The organism is Okeania sp. SIO2C2 (assembly GCF_010692625.1).
Classification (GTDB): Bacteria; Cyanobacteriota; Cyanobacteriia; order Cyanobacteriales; family Microcoleaceae; genus Okeania; species Okeania hirsuta.
Map to the genome: position 1 here is coordinate 48,366 of NZ_JAAHGM010000002.1, position 24,482 is coordinate 72,847.

At 36.4% G+C, this 24,482-nt stretch carries 16 protein-coding genes, 1 tRNA gene and 1 pseudogene; 11 read left to right on the forward strand and 7 right to left on the reverse strand.

Annotated features, from left to right (window positions below):
- Window positions 1-431 precede the first annotated feature (431 nt).
- Window positions 432-1,520, reverse strand: a complete 1,089-nt coding sequence (locus tag F6K18_RS01120; protein WP_287517847.1) for a DUF4335 domain-containing protein — start codon at window positions 1,518-1,520, stop codon at window positions 432-434.
- Window positions 1,521-2,069: 549 nt separating this feature from the next.
- Window positions 2,070-2,675, reverse strand: a complete 606-nt coding sequence (locus F6K18_RS01125) for a DUF3038 domain-containing protein (protein WP_287273064.1) — start codon at window positions 2,673-2,675, stop codon at window positions 2,070-2,072.
- 235 nt (window positions 2,676-2,910) lie between these two features.
- On the opposite strand from F6K18_RS01125, the gene F6K18_RS01130 reads away from it, so the two are divergent.
- Together F6K18_RS01130 and F6K18_RS01135 are read left to right on the forward strand one after the other, a co-directional pair.
- On the forward strand, window positions 2,911-3,423 hold the full coding sequence (locus F6K18_RS01130) for an adenine phosphoribosyltransferase (RefSeq protein WP_287517849.1): 513 nt from the start codon (window positions 2,911-2,913) through the stop codon (window positions 3,421-3,423).
- 339 nt (window positions 3,424-3,762) lie between these two features.
- Complete coding sequence (locus F6K18_RS01135) at window positions 3,763-4,794, forward strand: ABC transporter permease (protein ID WP_287517851.1); 1,032 nt, start codon at window positions 3,763-3,765, stop codon at window positions 4,792-4,794.
- 129 nt (window positions 4,795-4,923) lie between these two features.
- Here F6K18_RS01135 and F6K18_RS01140 read toward each other — a convergent pair whose 3' ends face one another.
- Window positions 4,924-5,190 carry a DUF433 domain-containing protein gene (locus F6K18_RS01140; RefSeq protein WP_287517852.1) on the reverse strand — a complete coding sequence of 89 codons (267 nt, stop codon included), beginning with the start codon at window positions 5,188-5,190 and terminating at the stop codon, window positions 4,924-4,926.
- Between the two features lie 454 nt (window positions 5,191-5,644).
- Between F6K18_RS01140 and F6K18_RS01145 the strand changes: the two genes are divergently transcribed.
- Window positions 5,645-5,929: a hypothetical protein gene (locus F6K18_RS01145; RefSeq protein ID WP_287517854.1), complete on the forward strand. Its 285-nt coding sequence runs from the start codon at window positions 5,645-5,647 to the stop codon at window positions 5,927-5,929.
- A 260-nt stretch (window positions 5,930-6,189) separates the two neighbouring features.
- Here the strand turns inward: F6K18_RS01145 and F6K18_RS01150 are convergent, their stop codons facing one another.
- Window positions 6,190-7,524 (reverse strand): CHAT domain-containing protein, encoded by a 1,335-nt coding sequence (locus tag F6K18_RS01150; RefSeq protein ID WP_287517856.1) that lies wholly within the window; start codon window positions 7,522-7,524, stop codon window positions 6,190-6,192.
- Between the two features lie 319 nt (window positions 7,525-7,843).
- Between F6K18_RS01150 and F6K18_RS01155 the strand changes: the two genes are divergently transcribed.
- Window positions 7,844-13,606, forward strand: coding sequence for an LAGLIDADG family homing endonuclease (locus tag F6K18_RS01155; protein ID WP_287517858.1), 5,763 nt, complete (start codon window positions 7,844-7,846; stop codon window positions 13,604-13,606).
- A gap of 330 nt (window positions 13,607-13,936) precedes the next feature.
- Here the strand turns inward: F6K18_RS01155 and F6K18_RS01160 are convergent, their stop codons facing one another.
- Both F6K18_RS01160 and F6K18_RS01165 read right to left on the reverse strand, forming a co-directional pair.
- The gene (locus F6K18_RS01160; protein ID WP_353734978.1) at window positions 13,937-14,143 is read right to left on the reverse strand and encodes a DUF2862 domain-containing protein; all 207 of its coding nucleotides are present in this window, start codon (window positions 14,141-14,143) and stop codon (window positions 13,937-13,939) included.
- Window positions 14,144-15,218: 1,075 nt separating this feature from the next.
- Window positions 15,219-15,292: transfer RNA gene (locus tag F6K18_RS01165), tRNA-Arg, on the reverse strand.
- A 1,076-nt stretch (window positions 15,293-16,368) separates the two neighbouring features.
- On the opposite strand from F6K18_RS01165, the gene F6K18_RS01170 reads away from it, so the two are divergent.
- The gene (locus F6K18_RS01170; protein ID WP_287517860.1) at window positions 16,369-17,040 is read left to right on the forward strand and encodes an Npun_F0813 family protein; all 672 of its coding nucleotides are present in this window, start codon (window positions 16,369-16,371) and stop codon (window positions 17,038-17,040) included.
- Window positions 17,041-17,410: 370 nt separating this feature from the next.
- Complete coding sequence (locus tag F6K18_RS01175) at window positions 17,411-18,361, forward strand: hypothetical protein (protein ID WP_287518191.1); 951 nt, start codon at window positions 17,411-17,413, stop codon at window positions 18,359-18,361.
- A gap of 1 nt (window position 18,362) precedes the next feature.
- On the opposite strand, the gene dapB is transcribed toward F6K18_RS01175, so the two are convergent.
- Window positions 18,363-19,190 carry a 4-hydroxy-tetrahydrodipicolinate reductase gene (dapB, locus tag F6K18_RS01180; protein WP_124155102.1) on the reverse strand — a complete coding sequence of 276 codons (828 nt, stop codon included), beginning with the start codon at window positions 19,188-19,190 and terminating at the stop codon, window positions 18,363-18,365.
- Between the two features lie 787 nt (window positions 19,191-19,977).
- Between dapB and bchI the strand changes: the two genes are divergently transcribed.
- The 5 genes and pseudogenes from bchI (at window position 19,978) to F6K18_RS01205 (ending at window position 24,425) form a co-directional block, all read left to right on the forward strand.
- Complete coding sequence (bchI, locus tag F6K18_RS01185; protein ID WP_375341283.1) at window positions 19,978-21,084, forward strand: magnesium chelatase ATPase subunit I; 1,107 nt, start codon at window positions 19,978-19,980, stop codon at window positions 21,082-21,084.
- An 869-nt stretch (window positions 21,085-21,953) separates the two neighbouring features.
- Window positions 21,954-22,415 (forward strand): annotated as a pseudogene (locus F6K18_RS01190) (GUN4 domain-containing protein).
- Window positions 22,416-22,483: 68 nt separating this feature from the next.
- Window positions 22,484-22,975, forward strand: coding sequence for a crossover junction endodeoxyribonuclease RuvC (ruvC, locus tag F6K18_RS01195; protein ID WP_287517862.1), 492 nt, complete (start codon window positions 22,484-22,486; stop codon window positions 22,973-22,975).
- A 24-nt stretch (window positions 22,976-22,999) separates the two neighbouring features.
- Entirely contained in the window at window positions 23,000-23,164 is a 165-nt protein-coding gene (locus F6K18_RS01200) for a hypothetical protein (RefSeq protein WP_161564542.1), read from the forward strand.
- Between the two features lie 454 nt (window positions 23,165-23,618).
- Complete coding sequence (locus F6K18_RS01205; protein WP_124145187.1) at window positions 23,619-24,425, forward strand: TPM domain-containing protein; 807 nt, start codon at window positions 23,619-23,621, stop codon at window positions 24,423-24,425.
- Window positions 24,426-24,482: the final 57 nt, after the last annotated feature.

Below are 24,482 nucleotides of genomic sequence, written 5' to 3' on the forward strand. Positions count from 1 at the left end.
TGCCTGTTTGCGCAGCATGACCTAGGAAAGTCCTATGCTTTATAAACATCTTTCTTCACACATAACTTGCTTGACAAAATAAACAAGTTATGTGTTTATGTTTGAGAGGCTTTTTCCTCAAAAATCATGTATTGAAAAGTAAATTTTTTTGATAAGTTAAGTAGTTTTACTTAGTTACTATGACTCTTTCTCCCCTGCTCCCTGCTCCCTGCTCCCCTGCTCCCCTGCTCCCCACAAAATTTTCAGAAGTTTCTTATCAAAATAATACGGGTCGCGCAACCCCGCCTTTTAAGGCGAAATATTTTTGGAGGGTTGCTCAAATCCCCGTTACAAAAATAACTTCTGAGTTCTGAGTTCTGAATTCTGACTTCTGACTTCTGACTTCATTAAAGGGGGTAGGGTGGATAGCTTCTGCCTTCTGCCTTCTTCAGTTACCAAGGCTCTACTTCCAATAAACCATTTTCTTGAAACAATACCTTAAACTCAACTATAGATTGATTATTCTCCTCACCTAATGCTTGCTTATTTAACAAATCTGGCAGAGGAATTTTATCTACCTCATCAGCAGCTGCTGGATTTATGGGTTTATAGCCAATTATAGAACCATCTGAAGCTACTGTGACACGATAAATCAAAGCTTCGTTGATTCCTATTGTCCAAGCGTTATTAATTTTTTCTAAGAGTAAATTCTCTAATCGTTGAATCTCTGCTTCGTCGGTAATTTTGGAACTGGTAGTCAAAGATGTCTCTGAATTTTCTTGAGTCAGCGTCTGTTCAGAAGTATCTACCCCATCAACTTCATCTGATGAATTAATAGTGGCATCCGATGATGAGTCCAAACCTTCAGGTGTGGGGGTAGGATTAAAACCAGGTTCTGGAGTACTGTTAGGAGATACCTCTAAATTATTAATACTTTCATTTGACTGTGGTTGAGGATCTTTAGGACGTTGTACTTCTGGAATAGGGACAAAGAATAAGGCCAGACTAGCTAATGCCAAACCAGACATTCCCACAGCAGCAGGTATAACTTTCTGAGCTACAGGTTCTCCTAATTTTGCATCTTTTCGAGACACGGGTCTTACTGCCAGAGAGAAACCAGGTAAAGTCAAAGAATCAGCAAAAAACTGGTCCACCGCCTCAACCAAATCAAATAGTTGGACTGTATTTAAATCAACAATTATTCCAGGTTTTTGATCTTGAACATTGCCCTCAAAAACTGTCAATCTGTGTAGATTAGTATCTATTTTCTGTAAATGCACCAACTCTTGACTTTCACTTTGGTGTCTAGGCAAAGATATTCCACTGAGAAATTCTTGGGCATAACTACTCACCTGTCTTACCAAGCTTTCAAAAAAATCTCGTCCCCCAGTTAATGATGGCTCTTGGCCTTGAATATGACATTCAGCATTGGTCAAAATAGATAATACCTGCCCTTGACTTAAATTAGGACTTCCAGTTTCACTCAAACCTTGCAAAACCAACTTACAGTTAGGCAAGCTGTACTGACGTTGAATCGTCATTGCACTTCTGCTCCATAAAATTAAAACTAATACAATATAGTAATTTCATTTGAGTTGCGTAAAAAAAACTTGGTCGCTTTTAGGCAACAGGCAACAGCTCATCTGGCAACAGGTAAGAAGGTTTGCCGGATTTTTTACTGTTAGTTAATAACCAACTCTTGTTCGACATCTCATTTGAAAAAGCTATAGCTCACAAAAAGTGACATTTTTGTTGTATGGCAGTCGAAGGAAAGGTTAGGACATATAAAAAGTTCAAAGCTCAGACAACGCAAGCCTTTTCCTTGTTCTTTCTTCCTTCTTTCTTCTGCTATACAGATATTTTAATTAACTTCCCTACTGCTTTATCCAAACCCATCGGCAGTAAGTATATTGTCCACAAGTATTAACGGTAGACCTTACCAAATTTAATCAATTGTGCCTGACATTTTGGGGTCTCTCCAGAACTACTAACTCACTTTCTCAAGTTAATAGACATCTCCAAAAATCAAAAATCAAATCAATTCTTATATTTCTCCCTTTTGCCAGATGAGCTGTTGCCTGTTCTCCCTTTTAACTCACTTCTCCATCAAACAGACTAATCCAAAACCTTTGCATACCTGTTGTACCAGTACAGAATAATAATTTACCCAATAACTCTAATCCTAGTTGATTTAACTTTTCCTCTGAATTGTAGGCCATTACACCAGACCGTCTGGGGTTCATACGACTGCGAAAATGTGCTCTAAACTGTTCTAAATAAAAAGATAATTGTAAATGATTTTCTATTGGTAACTGTTTTTGATTTAACTGCTGGTAGTCAAACAAAAGTTTCCGAATCGGAACAGTTAAACGTTTGGCCAAATGACCAGTAATAATCACTAAAGCTTTGGCCTCATTCAATGTCAAGGGACGACGTTGACTATTCAGACGTAGGGGATTTGTACTACGCAGTCGCCACAAAGAAACCCGATTTGGAATAATTCCTTGTAGATCTAGGTCTTTGACAACTTTGAGCATAACTTCTGCTCCTCCAAGTTGCAAAGCTTCAACTGCCAAAAGAATTAAATCAATTTGGGTTTTAGTTCTACGAGGACACCCATTATCGGGGAGAGGTATATCTGGTAAATTCTTCAATATTAATGGTGTGGACGGACTGGGGGCAGTTTTCAATTCCATTACTTTATTTATTGCCAATATTCAATATTTCGTTATACTATTTTGGTAAAAATGTCAATATAACTAAACAATATTAATTACTATCAAGAATAACACCCCAATTATAGATTTTGTTCTAAGTCTAAACTGCATTATTAATGTCAATAGAAACTCAGGTATACATTTAAAGATATACTTTTCCCACTGAGGAATTTTTTTGAATTTATCTAAATCTTATAATTTTTGACTAAAATCTATGGACCTAAAAAATTTAATTCGCGAAATTCCTAATTTTCCCAAATCAGGAATTTTATTTCGAGATATTACGACCCTTCTCAGTGACCCAGAAAGTTTACATTATACTATTGACATTTTGGTAGAAAAATGCTCAGAATTTCAACCAAACTATATAGTGGGTATAGAATCCCGGGGCTTTATTTTTGGTGTCCCCTTAGCTTATAAGTTGAATGTAGGTTTTGTACCAGTGCGCAAACCGGGAAAATTACCAGCAGCAGTATATTCAGTCACTTATGATTTAGAGTATGGCCAAGATACGTTGGAAATGCACCAAGATGCTATGGCAGCAGGTAGTAAAGTTTTAGTAATTGATGATTTATTAGCTACAGGTGGTACGGCAGCAGCTACAGCTCAATTAATTGAAAAAGCAAATTGTAATTTAGTAGGGTTTGGCTTTGTGATTGAGTTAAAAGACTTGGGTGGGCGTCAGAAGTTGCCTGAAGTGCCAATTGTTAGTTTGATCGAATATTAATTGAAAATTAGAAGTCAGAAGCTAAGTATAATTTCCGTTAATTGACTATAAAATACAAGCAATATAGCATTGGCAGTGAGGTTTTAGTTATTTAGCAAAAGCGCTGTAAAACTCAGGCAACGTTAGATTTTGCCTTTAACAGTAGGCATCTTGCCAGCTTCGGGGTGTACCTCACACTTAGTGGAGGGAGTCTACTATAACTATTGTAAGGGCTAAAGCCCAACTACAAACAAAAACTTTATTATCAGTAATTATCCTTATCCGAATATAAACCCCTTTTTCCTCAGATAACTAAAGCTTTCTTCCTTCTTCCTTCTTCCTTCTTTCTTCCGCAAGTTAATGGATAAAAAATTGAAGTATAGCAAACTAAAACAATTAATTGCCAGTGAAACTTTTGCTTATGTCTTAAAGAGATTATTACAAGCAATTTTGACTTTATTTCTCGCATCTGCTCTGTGTTTTGCCATAATTCAGTTAGCTCCAGGTAGTTATATAGATACTTTAAGTCAAAATCCTCAAATTTCTCAGGATACTATTAAACAACTTGAGCAACAGTTTGGTTTAGATAAGTCGCCTTTAGAACAATATTTACGTTGGCTAACACAAATTATTACCAGTGGCAATTTTGGTAGGAGTTTTGTCTTTCAACAACCAGTGGCCGATCTATTATGGGAGCGAATACCAGCTACTTTAGTTTTGTCAATTTCTTCCTTAATAATGACCTGGGCGATCGCTATTCCTCTTGGTATTATTGCTGGAGTTAATCAAAACCGTTTTTTAGACCGTTTTCTCCAATTAATTAGTTACACTGGTCAAGGTTTTCCTAGTTTTATTACTGCTCTATTATTATTATTTTTAGCTCAAAATCTTTCTCCTTTATTACCAGTAGGAGGAATGCAAAGTATCGATTATGATGAGCTATCTTTTGTGGGTAAAATTTTAGATATGGGTTGGCATATGATTTTGCCAACTGTTGCTTTAAGCATTACCAGTTTTGCTGGTTTACAGAGGTTAATGCGGGGGCAATTATTAGATGTTTTACGACAAAATTATATTCAAACGGCAAGAGCTAAAGGTCTTCCGGAGAATCGAGTAATTTATGTTCATGCCTTGAGAAATGCCATTAACCCTTTAATCACATTATTGGGATTTGAATTTGCCAGTTTATTAGGTGGTTCGTTTATTGCTGAATATTTCTTTAATTGGCCTGGTTTAGGGACTTTGATTTTAGAGGCGGTAAGAAATCAGGATTTATATTTAGTTATGGCAAGTTTAATGATGGGTGCTTTGATGTTAATTATTGGTAATTTATTGGCAGATTTATTGTTGAAAGCTGTAGATCCTAGGATTAAGTTGGAAAATCTGAAGTGATTTAAGGAGTCAGTCCTCAGGAGTCAGGAGCAAAATTTGTTTAATTGGCAAGTCAGTCCAGTAGGGTGCGTTAATGAAATGTAACGCACCGCTAGGAAATTGTTCATCAACCATTAGACGTGCCACAGGTTAAATCTCCTCATTTTCTCGAATCGCCAACTCAATCTCCTGAGAATATACTTCAGCATAGGCCCAAGCATTAACTAAGGAGGATGCCTGGAGACTAGGATAGTCTTGTAGCAATTCTGATTCACTTACTCCTAAACGACGAGCATTAACTAAAACCCACACAGGAATGTGAGTACCAGCAATACAAGCATTTCCCCCACAAACATCGTCTATCTTTTCGATGCCAGACCAAGGATTAGTTAAACTTTGAGCTAATATTTCTCTCAACTAATCTCATAAATCAAGGGGTTAAAATTACATTAGGATTCGAGCATTTATTAATCTTTATTATGGTGATGTAGCCTGGAATTCTCAGCAAATTTGATTATACCATTAAACATAAGCCCTTTGAGTTATTAAATTTTGTCAAATATTTAGTAGCTGGTGAGTACAAATTAACAAAGATATTTGAAATTGTTTGACTATATATGACTATATTTATGTATAACTTTTATTATACTTGAATAGCTTGAGCTTTTTGTGCTGGAGTTAATGCCAACAGTTGCAGTTATAAATCTTTTAATTTCATAGCTTATTCTTGATATTGTTCCTAATCGATATATCAAAATGACGAACATAGGTCGTACTGCGTATTCAAATGGTGAAAAATCAAACAACCCTGCCTTGAAAAACATCAACATAAGTAGTAAAAAACTTTAGTATTTCAAATAACAATTTTCTCATGTTATCCCAAATTTATTATCTACTTCGTTCTCAAGTTGATGGTAGTTATATTAGTGCCAATCCAAATCCAGATGAGGCAGTAAAATTTTTATTATTATTTCGAGAAGATTTTGATGCTCGTAGTTACTTAAATACCCACGCTCCAGATTTGAGCGATCGCTTTGCCATTGAATCTATTTCAGCTACTCAGTTAAAAACAATACTAAAAAGATGGGGTTTCCAAGGAGTAGGAATAATTCAAGACCCATTGTTGCCAAATATAGAGTTTCTAATAGTTAGTTAAGAGAATTTTTACCATACCAATTTTTGTAATGAGGGATATTTAGTATTAGTATTAAAATCAGGCGTTGGTGATTTTGCCTAGGATTTTTATGGAAATGACCCTTGCCTAACTCCTAATTTAAAAGCATTTTATATTTGACAACTTTAGATTTAATAGCTTGATTCACAACACCTAAAATCAATATAGCGCTTCTCAGACTAATGAGGTACACATATCTTTATTTATATTCTCCCTATTACCTCCCTATTCCCTATTAATTATTACCAAGGACTGCTAACAAGAGTAAATCCTGACCAATAGAAAGGATGAGAAAAGTTAATTTCTCCCAATCCTTGTAAACTCTCAGGTAAAGATATTTCACCTCTAGAAAACTTCAATCTTTCATTCCTGAGCAATACATCTCCTTGAATCATTTTAATTTGAGTTTGTCTAATTGCTTCAGCTTTACTTGGTGCTGTTTTTAACTGTTCATAAAATTCACTCATTAAGGCTAAAGTTCCAATATCATTAACGTACCACAAACTTGCTAATACAGACTGAACTCCTGCTTCTAAAGCTAATCCAGCAAAACCTAACTCCACGTCTCGATCTCCAACGGCAGTTTTACAAGCACTTAAGACTAATAATTCAGCCGGAGGAGTGTTCCAACTAATCTCTTTTACTTTGTCTAAATGGAGTTGAGTATCCCAAAATTGAATGTAAGAATTTTCAGGTTTTCCAGGCCGAAATTCTGCATGAGTTGCTAAGTGAATAATATTAAAAGATTGAGAATAAAGTTGATTTTTTAAGTTTTCTAAGGTGAATTCCTGATTAAGAAACAATTCTCCTGGCCAAGCTCCAGAAATATTTTTAGGTGAGATATTTTCCGTGAGGTTCCTATTAACAATTATGGAGAGTTCAACTGGAACTGCTGGTAAAGACTTTTGTGTCTGAAATTCTGATGCCCCCATGGCTAAAATTCTAGCTTTTTGAATGGGAGTATAATTAGAATCAATTAAATTAAATGCAGGAATAATTGCCAGACTATATTTTTCTACTAAAAATTTTTTTCCATCGTGTAATGCGGCTATTGGTAGAGTACGCAAACCTTTTCCTAAACAAAACAATATTGTGTCTATTTTTTCGGCTTGGAGATTTGCTTCAAAGGGTTTAACAATCCATTCATAGAGTTGTTGAGCCTGACTTAAGCCAAACTCTGCAAAAAGGCTCCGAAGATTAGTAATTTCACCATGAAATGATTTAACTGTCTGAATTAGGGTTTGCTCTTTGAGAGAATGAATATCTTGAACTAGAGGTTTTTTTCCAGGAGAAATAAAGACTAAATGTAAATATTCTGGTTCAGGAATCGCCCAAAATACGGCTGGTTTTATATTACTTTTTTGGCTAATTTCTAACAATTTTTGAGCAATATCATCACCAGTTTTTGAAACTTTAGAAAAATCTCGATCAAAATAAGCCTCAAATTCTTTTTTTAGCCTTTCTTCCATTTTCATCACTTTCTCTGAGACAGTTAGATTTATGTCTTGAGAGACAGTTTTTTCTGAATTAAAAGTGAGAATAATAATCAGGGAAAGAATAAATATAAAAATTGTCATACTGACTTTATACTTATTCTTAAAAGAAAAGATTTTCTCAAACATATACAGTACCTTGTTTAATATCTTGGTAAGGATTCAGTTATTACAGGTAAGTATTTCCTGGGTCATGCCAGGCAAACAGTTTTTTTATAGTGTTTTACTCGTACTTTTAACTCTAGTTAAACTCTAGTTCAATTCTAATTCCACCTCTAAAAACAAAAAACGCAAAATATAGAGTAATTTGGTAAATTTGTCAAAAATTTGACGCTATATATAAAAAATCGCTACACTCGTAATTTGTTGCTTATTTCCAAAAAATTCTATTTTCTATTTAACTATGGTACGAGAACTAGAAAAAGTAGATCATAGGGAGTTCCCAGAAACAGCTCCCACTGCTAATCCAGTATTTTATCGAACTTATAGCCGTAAAACAGAAAATGGCCGTGAGACTTGGGTAGAAGTATGCGATCGCACAATTAATGGCCTGAGAAAGTTAGGCCAACTTACCCCGGAAGAAACGGACTTGCTATATCGGATGCAAAGTCAACTAAAAGCCATGTCCTCTGGCCGTTGGTTGTGGGTCGGTGGCACAGAATGGATTACACAACCACAAAATTTTTCGGGGGCCTACAATTGTTCGTCCACAAATATAATGGACTGGCGTGCCTTTGGTCTATTAATGGACTTAGCAATGATGGGTTGCGGTACTGGAGCAGTATTAGAAGGAGATTATATAAATCAACTGCCACCAATTAGAAATCACTTAAATCTGATATTGCGGGGTGAAATTGGTTCTACTCCTGTAGAGTTACGTCGGGAGTTCACAGAACTAAAATTCGATGGAGACCAGGTAGAAATTTATGTTGGAGACAGTCGTCAAGGTTGGGTAGGTTCATATCAAGCTTTGTTAGAATTGTCAACCGACGAACGATTTTCCGGTGAAGTCAAAGTCATTATTGATTTGAGCGATGTCAGACCTGCGGGAGAACAGTTAAAAGGATTTGGTGGTGTTGCGAACCCGGTAAAATTGCCAGAATTGTATCAACGTTGTGGGAATATTTTAAATCAAGCAGTTGGGCGACAATTAAATTCTGTGGAGTGTTGTTTGCTAATTGACGAAGCAGCAGTCACGATAGTCGCCGGAAATATTCGAAGATGTTTACCTGAAGGTGCTTTAGTACATACAGCATCGGGGTTAGTACCAATTGAAAAAATTCGGATAGGCGATCGCGTCTTAACCAGCAAAGGATTTTACCCTGTGACAAATTTCTTCGTTCAGGGTACTCAGTCTTTATGTCGCATTCAAACAGAAGACGGATATTTTGAATGTACTGCCGATCATAAAGTTGCCGTGCTGCAAGATTTGTATGGTAACTATAAAATGATTAAAGCTAAAGACTTGCAAGAGGGTGATCGCTTAATTTTTGTGCCTCAAGCAATACCTGGTACTCCCACCGAACTCCCTGAGTTAAAAGGTGTAACCTCCCATGGTGCTAAAGCAATAACAGTACCTGCTCTTACCAATGAGGTTGCTTATTTTCTGGGATATTTGCATGGAGATGGATCGGTTGCTTCAGATGGATGGCGAGTCAGATTTCGAGTCCACCAGGATAGTCCGGAAATTCTGGAACGACTGATTAATGTTGCTCAAGAATTTGGATTGGAAACACATACACTGAGAACCCCAGAACAATGTAAAACCAAAGCTTATGAACTTCAGTTAAATAGCAGCATTCTGAATAAATATCTTTCACAGTTTAAACAGTCATTTACTTCTATTACTATTCCTGACTGTATTCTGATGGGAACAACAGAAATTCGTCAAGCTTATTTAGCAGGTTTAGCAGACACAGATGGTTGTCATTCTCAGTGCGTACTGGTAGCTTCAGTTTACCAAGATTTTCTGCAACAGGTGCAAGCATTATACGCATCTTTAGGAATCACCACGAGATTGTGTGGTTCGGTGCGCAAGCGAACTGGAAAGTGGGAAGGTGAGTTAGTAACTGTAGGCCAGAGTGCTTTTGAAGCAGTAGAAAAAGTAATGATGACTTACTCTACTCAGTTTCCAGTGCAAAAACGTAAACGGCCTAAATTTTTCCACGATCATGGGTTTCCCAGGGAAATGGCTCAACCTTTAGTGAATACTTTTGATTGGAATAAGCGCAAGCAGATGATGGTTCGGATTGTCAAGAACTTTATCGCCGATGCTACAGATTTGATTCCGGTAAAAGTGAAAAAAGTTGAGATGGATGTGAGAAAAGCATCAACTTATGATATTGAAGTTGCCAGTATCCATGAATTTGTTTGTGAAGGAGTTTTAGTAGCCAACAGTGCCGGAATGCGCCAAGGAAATAGTAGCGATCGCCTCTTTGCTGTAGCGAAGGATAATCTCTGGCGACAGGATGAAGATGGTAACTGGGGTATCGATCCAGAAAGAGATGCTTTGAGAATGGCAAATCATACTCATGTTTTCCACCACAAACCAACATTAGAAGAATGTGTTGAGGCAGTGAGAAAACAATTTTATTCTGGTGAAGGTGCAATTCAGTGGGCAGGTGAAGCAGTTGCTCGTGCTAATCGCGATCTACTTTCAACCACAGAAATAAAGAGTGATTTCCTGAAAGCGTATGGGGAAGATAATGCCAAAAAATGGTTTCAAGAACACTATCCAAATATTAGTAATGATGAACTGGAACATCGGTTGGCCAGATTAGGGTTAAATCCTTGTCATTCTGGGGATACCTTAGTATCTACAGACCAAGGGTTAATTCCGATTCAGGATTTAGTAGGTAAACAGTTTAAAGCATTGGTGGATTTGCGCTCTGTCGGTTTATCTGGTGTGAAGTTGACGGATGCGATCGCTTTTGCGACGGGAGTTAAAACTACCTACAGAATTATGCTGACTAATGGAATGCAAATGCGATGTACAGCAGAGCATAAACATTTTACCAGTCGAGGTTGGGTTAGCACTCAAGATTTAACTGATGATGACGATATTTATGTTCAGAGAGGAGCAGGTGATTTTGGCAAAGGTACTATTTCTGTTGCTCAAGCTCAAATGCTTGGTTGGTGGTACGGAGATGGATATAATGAAGTCAGAAGTCAACCCACCCCTAACCCCTCCCAGGAGGGGGATTCAGAAGTCAGAAGTGATTTTGACATGACTCCTGAAAGGTTTGTTTTTAACCAAGATGAGTATGAAACTGCCTACAGTATTGTTGGTAAAGCAGTGGCATCAATTACAGGAAGAGAATATGTAACTACACTGCATAAAGGAGTCTATGAATTTCGTACTCAATCTCCTAAATTAGAAGAATTTTTTGCCGATTTAGGTATAGTTGGAAAAGAAGAACTTCCTAATGATTTTATGAGTCAATCTCAGGAAGTTTTAATTGGTTTTTTACAAGGGATTTTTAGTGCAGATGGCACAGTAGATAAAGATTCCAGAAGAATCAAATTAGCTATGGTTTCGGAAAAACTACTCCAACAAATTCAGTTGATTCTTTCCAATTTAGGCATTATTAGTACAGTTCGAGCAATTAGGAAAGAAGGTTACAGAGGTGTTCCTTATACAACTGTTGATGGAACTGAAAAAATCAGCTTAGATAGAGGGAGTTATGGATTATTTATCTCTACTTTTAACTTCGATCTATTTCAACAATTAATTGGCTTTCCACTATGCCCAAGTAAGGATATTAAAGCTGAAAAATGGCTCCTCAAACCATTGCCTAATTATTCTGAATCAACCATTAATTCCAAGTTTACTTCCAAGGTGAAAAAAGTTGAAGAATTTGGAGAAGAAGTTGTTTATGATTTGCACGTTCCTTTAACTAATTCTTTCATTGCTAATGGTTGTTTAACTCACAATTGTGGCGAAATAATTGGGGCAAATTTTCACTGCGTCAGCGAAGATACCTTATTAATTACTCGCGACAGTATTCACAAAATCAAAGATATTGTTGGTCAAAAAGTTGAAGTTTGGAACGGTAAAAATTGGAGTCAAGTAATTCCTTTAAAAACAGGAAAAGACAGAAAATTATACCGGGTAAAATTTGGGGATGGTTCTTATCTAGATGTGACAGAATATCACCGATTTTTTGTCAAAGATAGGTTTGGTAAAAACTATCAAGAAGTACAAACCAAAGATTTGTTAACTCATAGCAAATATACCTTATATACGGAACCTTTTGTCATAGATTATCGGGGTGGAGATTCTATCAATTTATCTTACGCTTATACATTAGGTGTAGCAGTAGGCAAATCAGTTATCAGTGGCAAACCTGAAAATGTAGGTTGGGTAGAACGAAGTGAAACCCAACACACGCCTGATTGTGGTTGGGTTTCGTCCCATGCTGCGCAACCCTACGGGAACAACCCAACCTACGGTGATAGCTCTAAAAATGTAGGTTGGGTAGAACAAAGTGAAACCAAACACGCACCTGATGGTAGTTGGGTTTCGTCCCATGCTGCGCAACCCTACGGGAACAACTCAACCTACGGTGATAGAAATGGTAATACCAAAATTCGACAATATAATTATCTACCTACTTTTGTAGATGTCACAGATTTAGGATTCTCTGGAGAATTACTGCGTCGTCTACAAACTGAACCTGATGCTTTAAATATTATTGCTAGTTGGAATAAACCAGCAATTTTGGCTTTTATTGCAGGATTAGCAGATACAGATGGTTCTAATACTAAAAGTAATGGAATCAGAATTTATGTATCCGATTATGAACGGGCAAAAAGACTACAATTACTGTTTACAAAATGTGGTATTTGTGCATCAGTAAATTTAATGGCGAGTCGCGGTTCTACTACAAATTTAGGAGCAAGAAATAAAGACCTTTACTACTTACAAATAACTGATTGTAGTGAAATTCCTTGTCAAAGACTAGATACAAGTAAAGGATGTGAACCTAAATCTAAAGGTAAAAATCAAACAATTCAAAGTGTTGAAGAATTGCCAGGATTACATGACACTTATTGTTTTGAAGAACCAGAATTTCATAAAGGTGTTTTTGGCAATACCTTGACAGGAAATTGTAATTTGTCAGAGATTCATCTCAATCAAATTGACCCAAATAATCATCAAGAACAGGAAGAAGCTTTTACTGCTGGCGCCCTTTCTGTGGCAACTTTACTTAACCATAAATTCATTGAACCTCGCTATAATTATAGTCGAGAATTAGACCCTATTGTTGGGGTGTCTTTTACTGGTTTATTTGACTTTTTTGTAAAAGCTTTTGGCATTGAATGGTTGCATTGGTGGCAAGCAGGTCGTCCCGCAACTGCTCAAGGTCTAGAGTTTAAACAACAGGAAGCAGAATATTTAACCCGTTGGCGCGAAATAGTACATCAGGTAGTGTGGGATTATTGCGATCGCCACAACCTCAAACGTCCAAACCGTTGTACAACAGTTCAACCTAGTGGCACTAAGTCTCTGTTAACAAACGCTGCTCCCGGTTGGCATCCACCTTTTGGGTTGCGGTGGGTGCGACGAATTACTTTTGCCAAAAATGACCCCGTAGCATTAGCTTGTCTTGACTATGGTTATTCTGTAATTCCAGGGCAGTCAAGCAAAGATGAAAATGGAAATTTACTGAACGATCCTTTTGACGATCGCGCTAAAGAATGGTTAGTAGAAATTCCAGTACAGGTATCTTGGATAGATTTACCTGGGGTTGAAGAGATTACCATTGAGAAGTTCAGCGCTACTGCGATGTTTGACTTTTACATGGGAGTACAACAACATTGGACAACTCATAACAGCAGTAGCACCATTTTATTAACGGAAGCAGAAATTGAACCTCTTGGCAAACGTATTTATGAAGCAATTCGTGATGACGAGGGTTATATTTCCTCAGCGTTGTTAGCGCGGTTTGATGCACCTTTCCCCCGGTTGCCATTTGAACGCATATCTCAGGAGGAATATGAAAAAATGCAAGAGGATGTATTGCGTCGTCGCAAGTCCGATAATTTTTCCGAGCTGATGAATGGTTATGTGTTAGCTAGTGAGTTGCCAGAGATGGGACCTCAAGACCCCGCTTGTTCTGGAATGGTTTGTGAGTTGAAAGCTTCGGAACCTCAAGTTAACTAAAATTTGTAGCTGTAGGGATTTATGGCTGGATATCTGTCATATCTGTCCACCCTACAATGTTTGGTATTAGTGCATTGTAATGGTATAGCCAGTGGGAGCATCTTGCTCCCGCTCTAATAGGGATAAGTAACTTATGATAGGATTTTATACTGACAGCAATACTTTTTTTATCCTTGATCGGTATTATCCCTAATGCTCTACTTTTATAGCAGTCGAAGGAAAGGAGAGGACATATCAAAAGCTGAAAACTCAGACAATGCCAGATTTTTCCTTCTGCCTTCTGCCTTCTGCCTTCTGCCTTCTGCCTTCTTCCTTCTGCTATAGCATCTGTTAAGAGATAGGTATTAATTCCTCTTCAAAAAACCAAGTACCTATGTTTTCTTCAAATTCGACCCAAAAGCCGATTCCACTACCGTCTACCATTTTGAATTCTTTTATTGTACCAATTGGATTTTTCTTCAGTTGGTCAATTATAGTTGCGGGTGGTATAGGTTGTTGTTTGATACCTTTTACTTTTACTTTCTGACCTATTTCCATTTTTATTTACGATGTTCTCCTAGTGGTATGAATCAATCCACAGTTTATATGAAATTAGTGCTTGAGCACAGTTCTATAGTATAAACCAAAAGTCTAATAGAAAAGGTCAAAAGCCAAATTATTTCTATGATTGAGGTATAATATTAATTTGATAAATGTTTGCTACAAATAACTAGGTTATTTATTAGGAGTCAGGTGGGGAAGCCGCCGGATTGGCGACGTACAGGAGGACCGAGTCAGCAGGGAAGAAGAAGGAAGAGGAGAAAAAGGAGAAAATTTTTTTATAACTAATTATCCGGACATGATATAAATTATCTTTTTCGTCAAAGGGACATCTCCTCTAAAATCTTTTGTTCGTCTCAGCAGAACTTAATTCTATCGCACTTATTATTCATAACATTCTTTTTTCACGCTTGGTATAAGAATTTGAGAATGTCCTAAGCAAACTTTGACCTGCAATATAGCACTGCTGCTTAAATTCTCATATCTACATAATTTGTGTCATCTCAATATTTAGAGCTTCTCCTAGAGTTTTGACGAGCAAAAATTATCATCAAACTAATCATAGAAATCTGGGTAATTATCATGGGCATTAAATATCTATGACAATTGACGTACTCCAGGTGAAGTGTGAAGTATTAAACTCAATAGTCAAGGAGTTAAACAGCAGTTATTCCCAATTCCCTATTCCCTACTACCCTCCACCGAAGATTAATAAAAAATGATAAATGATTTAAATAAAACTCAGATTCCGCACATCAATTTGTCATATAAAAAGTACCACAAACATCAGTGGGTTGCTCAGTATTTATAGTCTATAAATCATTATTTAACTCAGACAAAAGCCAAATTAAATTAAATAAATTAAGCAGAAATACTTGATGGAGCCAGATAATTAGCCACCATCATTCCCTACTGACTACTAACTAATGACTACTAAATAATGACTACTGACTACTAGCCCTTTATACTACACTTTCAAGTGCGGAATGTAGGATGAAAATTATGTTTGATCATTTTTAGAGAAAGCCTAAAACACTTGCTGTATCTAGGAATTTTTTAAATTCAGTATCTACGGGTGCGGCAGGATTCGAACCTGCGGCTCGCGACTTAGAAGGTCGCTACTCTATCCAACTGAGTTACGCACCCAAGTTTAAACTATGAGATTGAGATTACTCTTTATTATTCTACTTGGCAAATCTCCAAATACGCAAGTCGATCTTTGATATTTAGATTAATTAAGTACAAGTGTCTTGAGAGTAAATGGACTAGAAATACTAAATCCGGCGATCGCTAGTATTTTGATTATGAGGATCGGGCAGAATACACTCGTGCTGAGAGTAGAATTTATTATATATGTAGTCCATTGAGGTAAAAATACCTATAGCTTGTTCTCGAAGAAGCCCACACAAAAATTTCAGTAGAGCAGTTTCAGATGAATTATGGCCTTATTTCCCAGAAATTTGATCTAGACAGTTATTAATATATTTAGGAGCAAGATACTTGAAAACTTGTAAATCCAGTATTGTAATCGTATAAGAGAAAATCTGTAAAAATATACTATGTCTGGTGATGGAAAAATTTCACACACGGTAATCAGGGAAGGGGTGAGATAATTCTTAAACATTACACTACCGATAAAGTATGGTAAGTCTCTCATACTAACTTAATATATCTATACTTTATAAGTCCACAATTTTAGCTTTTGCTTAAGGGAGTTATATTATTTATAGGGTAGTGATAAATATGTAAGGATATTTATTAGTAGATCCTTGTCATAGTCAGGAGGTAAGCTGTAAAAATTATTACTTATTTACCACTACCATTTATAGATTGAAAAATCACAAGTTGTATCCGTACCAAGTATAACTTAAAGTTGTGCTTACTAAAATACCTGTAGTATTTTTATAGAAAATCATAGTTATTATATATATAAAATTAAATCTATGTCAGAGGATTCATTAATTAAATTATTGGTAAGAATCTACTAAATGCTTTGAAAGCTGATCAAACTTATTCTAACTAGGGAAAAAAATTTCTATCTTTGTCAGATTGTGTTTTTGATTGGTGGTCAGGTGTGACAGTTAAACCCTGTGAACTAGGTGGTGCCGACACTTCTAGCTAGAAACAGGAAGTATTTGTGAACAAATTTTAGCAAATATAAAACAGATTACAATTACACCAATAGTACCCCAGGTGATTATGGGAGTCGAATGTAAAGTGTCATGTTTATTCTGAAAAGGCAAGATGTTGAAATTACAAGTATTCAACACCCAAAAAAGGATCAACAGATCCCTATTCTTAGTTATCAAGGGCAAAGTTTTCGCTTAATCAGTCTTTTTAAGGCCGAGCAAGCTGAAGAAGCTAGATCCTTCTGGCGGGATTTAACAGATAATCGTGGTAAAGCTTGTGTTTTACTAGAGGAACCCGATCGATATAGTGTTTGGGGAAAAATCCGCTTAGAGCAACTTAGTAATGAAGACTCAAAAGATGAGGATGCCATTACTCCTTCTTTTATTCAAGGTTGTTTGTTGCTAGTGCAAGCTCTTTACTTTGATGTAGAAGATTTATTAGGTAATCGACAGGCAAAGTCCTTTCACAAGGATTTTACCAAACTTCTTCAGAAAAGAAACTTTCCTAACACTGATTCTCCTGATGCAACTAAAGCTTTGTTAACTGTCGATCCTGTGAAAAAATTACCACTACCTTCCTGGCGGGAAGTTCATCTATATACTTTACTGCAAGAAGTCCATCATTTAGGTGAAGAATATTTTGGTAATTCCAATTTTGCTGAAGGTATTGATGAAATCTTAGAATCTATGTCTAGTGCTGATAAAACTCAGTTTATGGCTTGGCTGAATCAATTTCCTGAAGGTAAACAATGGGCAATAAAGTAATTTAAAAAGTTTGCCAGTATCACTTCTGGAGTTAGGTTAAAAATTGATATTGGTCGCTCTAAATTAAATAAAATGTTGCTACATAATAAGTTTGGCATCAGATTGTATTTATATGTTTAAACAGCATTTAAAATCAAATAGTCTATCAATATTTTCTTTTGTCCAATCTTGATTAAGACTAGGTTAAATTCATTAATTTAAATTTGATTGATGAAAAAAGTCTATTTCTTTAATATTGATCGGTCAAAAAAATAAAGTAAGTCTATTTTTATCTCCTTAATACCTTTGATAAATCTCAAAAAAAGACTAAAAATGGTGAAAAATGGAGAGAAAATATGTGTTCAAAGTTAAGCTTGATGAGAATATTCCTATGAGCAGCACTTCAGAAAAATCATCTACCCTTACTAAGTCTTTATTCTCAGCCCAGACTATTGTAATTACTGGTCTTATTTGGGGTGTACTTGCCCTATTATTTTTTCTCCTGTTTAGTGTACCTTTACCCGGGGAAGAATTACCTTTTTGGTACTCTGTTGGTACTTACATATTTGAACTGGGAGCTTACTTATTAGCTTCTATAGTTTGCTTTAGAAATTGGCAAAGTCCTCAAATGGTTAGTGGGCGCAATGTATGGATGGGCATTGGTTTAGGATTATTATTCTACTTTATTGCTGGTGTGGTTTTTGGTTGTTGGGAACTACTTTGGGAACTAGACCCCGATGTTTCACTAGCAGATATTTTCTACATTTTTTCTTACCTGTTCATTGGTTGGGGTATGACTTTAGCTGTCACTTCTAAACGGCTAAATCTAGAATTTTGGCAGTGGGGAGTTTTAGCTGGAGTAGCAGTTGCAGGAGTTGCTTTGGCTATTTGGGTCGCTGAACCTTCATTTTTTGGTATATTATATAGTCCAGATACTTCAGTCTTAGAAGAGGTAGATATAGAAGAAGTATCGGCCAATTTGGCTCCGTCTTGGGTACTAAGTATAGATCAGAAGTTAGAACCATTTGCTTATAGCATAAACTTGTTTTATGTCATTGCCGATGTATTTTTACTAATTATTGCTACTGCTTTACTTCTAGCTTTTTGGGGTGGACGTTTTTCTCAGTCTTGGCGGATGATTGCTGCTGCTACATTTTCACTTTACATTGCTGATATGTATTTTAAGTGGTCAGATTCCCGCATTGAAGGAGATTATGAAAGTGGGGGTTTATTAGAGGTATTTTTTGTATTTACTGCGATTTTGTTTGGAATAGGTGCAGTTTTAGAATACGATATTTCAACTCGTTCTCGCCAAAGTAGACGTAGACGCAGTAGTTCTTAGTTTAAAGCAGCTTTTCTAAGCCATAAATTAGTTTGGTTAAAGATTGAATTTTACGAATGGCTAATAAAACTCCAGGCATATAGCAAGACCTATCTGTTGTATCGTGTCGTAAAGTATAAATTTGACCAGGCCCACCGAATATTACCTCTTGATGAGCAATTAAACCAGGTAAGCGTACACTATGAATCCGAATTCCTTCCTCTGCTAAACAACCTCTGGCCCCTTCTATTTTTTCTGTTTCTTCAACATTAGGTACATTGTAAGTTTTTCCTAGCTCCGATAACATTTCTGCAGTTTTAATTGCAGTACCACTAGGAGCATCAGCTTTTTGATTGTGGTGTAACTCAATAATTTCTACATGATCGAAATGCTGGGAAGCGGCGATCGCTGCTTGTTGGAGCAAAACCATACCAATAGAGAAATTAGGAATTATCAGTGTACCAATACTGGCTTTTTCTGCAAATTCTGCTAAGTCCTGAATTTGCTCTTGACTAAGACCTGTAGTTCCTACCACTGGTCTGACACCATAAGCAATAGCAGAACGAACATTTTCATAAACACTATCTGGGTGAGTAAAATCAACCATTACTGCTGGTTGTTTTTCCTGGGCGGCCATGACTAACATCCCCTGTAAATCATTAATCACTGGCACTTCTAGCTCTCCACAACCACACAATTCGCCAGCATCTTTACCAAGATACTCAGGTTGGCGGTCTATTGCACCAAAAAGAGTCATGTCACTAGCATTTGCTACTGCTTTTATTACTTCACGGCCCATCTTGCCCGCAGCACCATTAACAATTACAGGAGTAGAACTTTGATTTGTCATAATTTTTATCAATACTAGATACTAGGAGTGAACATAAGCATTTTAGATCATTTTATTTGCTAACTAAATGTCGCAAGGGGTCTGCCGTTATAATCTTCGATTTAACGGGAGGGGAATCGCGACCTGCAAAAAAAACTCATCTCTACAGTAAAGTAACTTCAATTATCCTATAATTAATGTTATCAGGAGTAGCGGTAATACGCACCTGATTGCAAAACTGAGACAACTCAAGCTCTGGGGTTCAACTCAGGAGTCCTAGTAATTTCCGTAAGAAAGTAAAATCTTGAAGGTAGCTAGGTAAGTACAGAACTGGACAGTACAAAACGGCGGTGGGTCTCATTGTTGCAGCCTTTGGAGGTGAAGAGGATGCTCAACCTTTGAAACAGGAAGCCCTTTTCCGTGAGCAAGGGAATCCCTGGTTATAGCGCTAGCTTAACGAGAGATAACGTCACGAAAGAATTATCTATTCAAAATTATGACCCCCATCAAATCATTGATTTGATTGTCTTGAATTTATAGTGGATACCGAGTTTTGCAGCTTCGTGTCTTAAAGACCTCTTACTAAATTAATTATTTCTCCTGACACCTAAAACCTAATATCTTCTTCAAGTTTTTCTCTAAATTGATACACTAGTACTTTATCTATAGCGCTACGCAAATATGGCACAGACATTTCTGTTCATCTATTCCCTTACATTATAGATTATAGATAAAAGTACAGTAAGAAGCTCTAATTGTCCGTCAATGTGCAAAAATAAAAATTAGTAATCAGAATTTAGAGTCTACTGTGAGTCCAATCGCTCAAGCCAATAATACGGTAAATACATCTGTTAAACCAGCCGTTCCAAAAATTCGGGCTGTTTTTCCCTTCACTGCAATTGTCGGCCAGGAAGAAATGAAACTGGCCTTGTTATTAAACGTAATTGACCCCAAAATTGGGGGTGTAATGATTATGGGCGATCGTGGCACAGGTAAATCTACTACTATCCGTGCTTTAGCCGATCTGCTCCCAGAAATTGACATTGTTCTAGACGATCCTTTCAACAGCGATCCTCAAGACCCCGATCTAATGAGCGATTCTGTGCAAGATAGATTGGCACAACAGCAAGAAATTGCCACAGTGAAAAGAAAAGTCCAAATGGTGGACTTACCATTAGGGGCTACTGAGGACCGGGTGTGTGGTACTATTGATATTGAAAAGGCTTTATCAGAAGGGGTCAAAGCTTTTGAACCTGGATTATTAGCTAAGGCAAATCGTGGCATTTTATATGTTGATGAGGTTAATCTTTTAGATGACCACTTGGTTGATGTCTTGCTTGACTCAGCAGCCAGTGGGTGGAATACTGTAGAAAGGGAGGGTATTTCTATTCGTCATCCTGCTCGTTTTGTGCTTGTCGGTTCGGGAAATCCAGAAGAAGGGGAATTACGACCTCAATTACTGGACAGATTTGGAATGCACGCGGAAATTAGGACTGTTAAAGACCCTTCATTACGAGTCCAAATTGTTGAACAACGTTCAGCTTTTGACCAAAATTCTCAAGAATTTTTATTAAATTACCAAACACAACAGGAAGAATTACAGGATAAGCTTGTAGAAGCTCAACAAAAGCTGAAATCAGTGGAAGTTGATTATGATTTACGAGTGAAAATTTCTCAAGTTTGCTCTGAGTTAGATGTGGATGGTTTACGGGGAGATATTGTAACTAACCGTGCAGCAAAAGCTTTAGCTGCTTTTGAGGGTAAGACAGAAGTGACGGTGGAAGATATTGGTCGTGTGATTACAATGTGTTTACGACATCGACTACGAAAAGATCCATTGGAAAGTATTGATTCGGGTGATAAGGTAAAGAAGGTTTTTAATAGAGTTTTTGGATTGGCAGATGTAGAAGAATAATTGAAGAATTAATCTTCGTTAATTGTAGTTGAATTTTTTAGGGAGAAGCAGATTGATAAAAGCGATTTTTTTGAGGTGAAAAATTAGCTATTTAACAATTATGAAAAACTTGTATCAGTGCTTCTCCTATTTTGATTAAATTATGGGTAATTTTTCCGATAATTAAAAATACTAAATCTTTTGATAGAGCGATTAGCAGTTATATACAATCAGAGTAATTAGTCACTGTATTCGTCATTGGGACTGGAACGGAGTGGAAGGAAGCAATCTCATGTGGGGCAAGATTGCTTCCCTTCGGTTGTAATCAGAACTGTTTAACCGGATTTCATATTAGCCTTCAGCATAGTCCTGCTGACAAAACGAAAATTTAGTTGTTAAAATATGGCTATGGCTATTAATGCTTTTTATAGCCATTTACTGCGAAGTTGCTGTCAGTAAATGGCTATAAAAATTTGTTTTTAAACTGACGGGAAAACAAGCTAAATATGACCTATTACCTATTAGTAGAACCAAAACAAATTAATAAAAAATCAGCGATCGCGTCAATTATGCCATGATAAAAGGAATAGAAATTTGACATGAAGACCGCCTGCAAACCGTGCAAGAATGTTTGAGATTACTTCAGCTTTGAACTCAGAGTATTATTTCTCAAATGTCTCAGGTTTTTCAAGCAATTATATATCAAATTGCTACCTTACATATTCCAGGTGCAAAACCTATTTCTCAAAATTCTGTCAAAAATTTTTATACAGGAGAAGCTAATGGATTATTGATAGGAACTGGTATATTCATATTTGTTGTTGTAATTTATATCTTTATCCCCCAATATAAATTTTTGGATAACTTCTCGTCCTCCAATAGATAAACAAATAGATTACACAGCTTTGGAAAACTTCTTGTCATCTGATAAATTTAAAGAAGCAGACGAAGAAACACTAAGAATATTACTTTCATTAGTAGGGCGAGAAAAACAGTATCGATTTGATTGAGAAGATATCAAAAATATCCCCTGTAAAGACTTAAATAAAATTAATCAATTGTGGATTAACTATAGTAACGGCAAATTTGGATTTAGCATTCAAAAACAGATTTGGATAGAATTAGGAGGTAAACCAGGGATTTTTGATGTCGCGTTGGCGGAGCCTAGCGGCAGCTACATCGCTGACATTTTTATCAAGCAAGTGGGGTGGGGTGATAAGGATAATAGATATAAAAATATTACATATAAAATTTCAGCCCCTTACGGACATCTTCCTTTTAAAACTACTACTCATGTTCGGAATTTTGGTGTTCCTTATACAGCGGAAAAACTGATAAAAAGTAATATTTGATAAGAGCTTATAATTTTATCCGATTCCCTACAACCAGCAAATTTACTATAAGAATCAAAAGTCTAAAATTGGAAAAATTAATTCTTGGATTAGACCCGGGTTTGGCAGTATTAGGATTTGGGTTAATTAAGTGTATTTATAATTCAAAAACAGACAAGATAGACTCTACTTCTCTGATTGATTTTGGGGTGATTAAAACTACAAAAAAACAAGAAATGGGCGACCGTTTAATCACAATTTATGAAGATTTACATACGATATTTAATACCTTTAAACCAGACTTAGCAGCTACAGAGAAACTATTTTTTTATCGCATGAGCAGTACAATTTTAGTTGCTCAAGCTAGAGGAATTTTAATGTTAGTATTAGCCCAACATGGAATTCCATTAATAGAGTTTACGCCTGCACAAATTAAAAAAGCACTAACAAGTTATGGCAATGCAGATAAGTCTGATGTGCAACAAGCAGTAGCAAGAGAATTAGATTTAGATGAGATTCCTAAACCAGATGATGCTGCTGATGCTTTAGCAATTGCTTTGGCCGCAAGTTGGTTGAGTTAAATTTAGACTTCTGCTACTTAGGGTTTGCTGAATAAATCTTTTAGTAGGGCTAGGAGACAGGAGACAGGAGACAGGAGACAGGAGACAGGAGAAATGGGAATTATAGAGGAGGTAGTCGGAAAAATTGTCCCCAGATTGTTCTGCCATAATCGTCCCAAAATACTAGCTTTATGCAGCTCTTTAGGCTGAAAAGCTGGCATTTTTTTAGACAAAAAAATGCTAAAACCAATATCAGTCAATGCTTTGATATTTAATCAGCAAGCCCTACTTAACTCTAATGTTAAGTAGGTGAGCTTAACGAAGTCAGAAGTCAGAAGTCAGAAGTCAGAAATCAGAAGTTATTTTTATAACGGGGATTTGAGCAACTCTACAAAAATATTTCCCCTTAAAAGGCTGGGTTTTAGACCCATATTATTTTAATAAAAAATAGAAATAGTGATCTTTAATACATAATTATATTCTTATTTGTATTACCAATAGTCAGTATTATTCAGTCAAAAGTTTCAACAATATTAACATTGGCTGCGCATTTTATATAAATGTGAGGTAAAGTAAATAAATGTAAAGAAATATGAGATTTTTCTGAACCCTTTTTTAATACAAGCATTTACTGTCCACTTTTGAGTTTAAAACTAAAGATAAGATGAAAAAAAACTTTTTAAAAAAAATTTCTGTATTAATTGTAGGAGTTTTCGCGACATTATCAATTTTTGCTCTAACTCCTCGAGTTGCCAATGCTTATGATAATCCTCAGTTACTCCCGGAAGAGCAAACACCAATTATTGACTTAGCAAGAACTTTAACGGACATTCAAGAAGATATATTAGCTAAAGATTTAGAGCAATTTGAAACTGAAACTGGCTGGAAATTGAGGGTTTTGACTCAATTTGACCGTACTCCTGGTAGAGCAGTTAAAGATTTTTGGGAACTTGATAATAAGAGTGTTTTGTTAGTAGCGGACTCCCGTGGTGGTAATATCTTGAACTTTAATGTGGGTCGCGCTCTCTATGAATTTCTACCTCGGACATTTTGGGTAGAGTTACAAACTCGCTACGGTAATCAATTTTTTGTGCGAGACCAAGGTGAAGACCAATCTATCATCCAATCATTAGAGTCTATCAAAACTTGTTTACGTCAAGGTGGTTGTAACGTTGTCCCTGGTTTACCAAGAGAGCAATGGATTTTAACTTTGATTACATCAGCGCTTGGTGGAGTAATTTGTGGTTTTGCAGCTCAACCCCGGAAACCGGATCAAGCTTTTTCTTGGCAGTGGGCGTTAATATTTTCTCCATTGTGGGGAATTTTGTTTATTGCTTTCGGAATTGGTCCAGTAGTGACGAGAACTTCAGATTGGTTGCCATTGACTCGTAATGTTGCAGCTTTTCTGATTGGTGCTTTGGTTGCTTATTTGACTCCTTTTCTCAGTCAATCTTCTGCTTCTGAAACGTGAGAAGAAGGAAGAAGGAAGAAAGACTGAAATTGGAAAAAGTGCAAGGGATTTAAACCT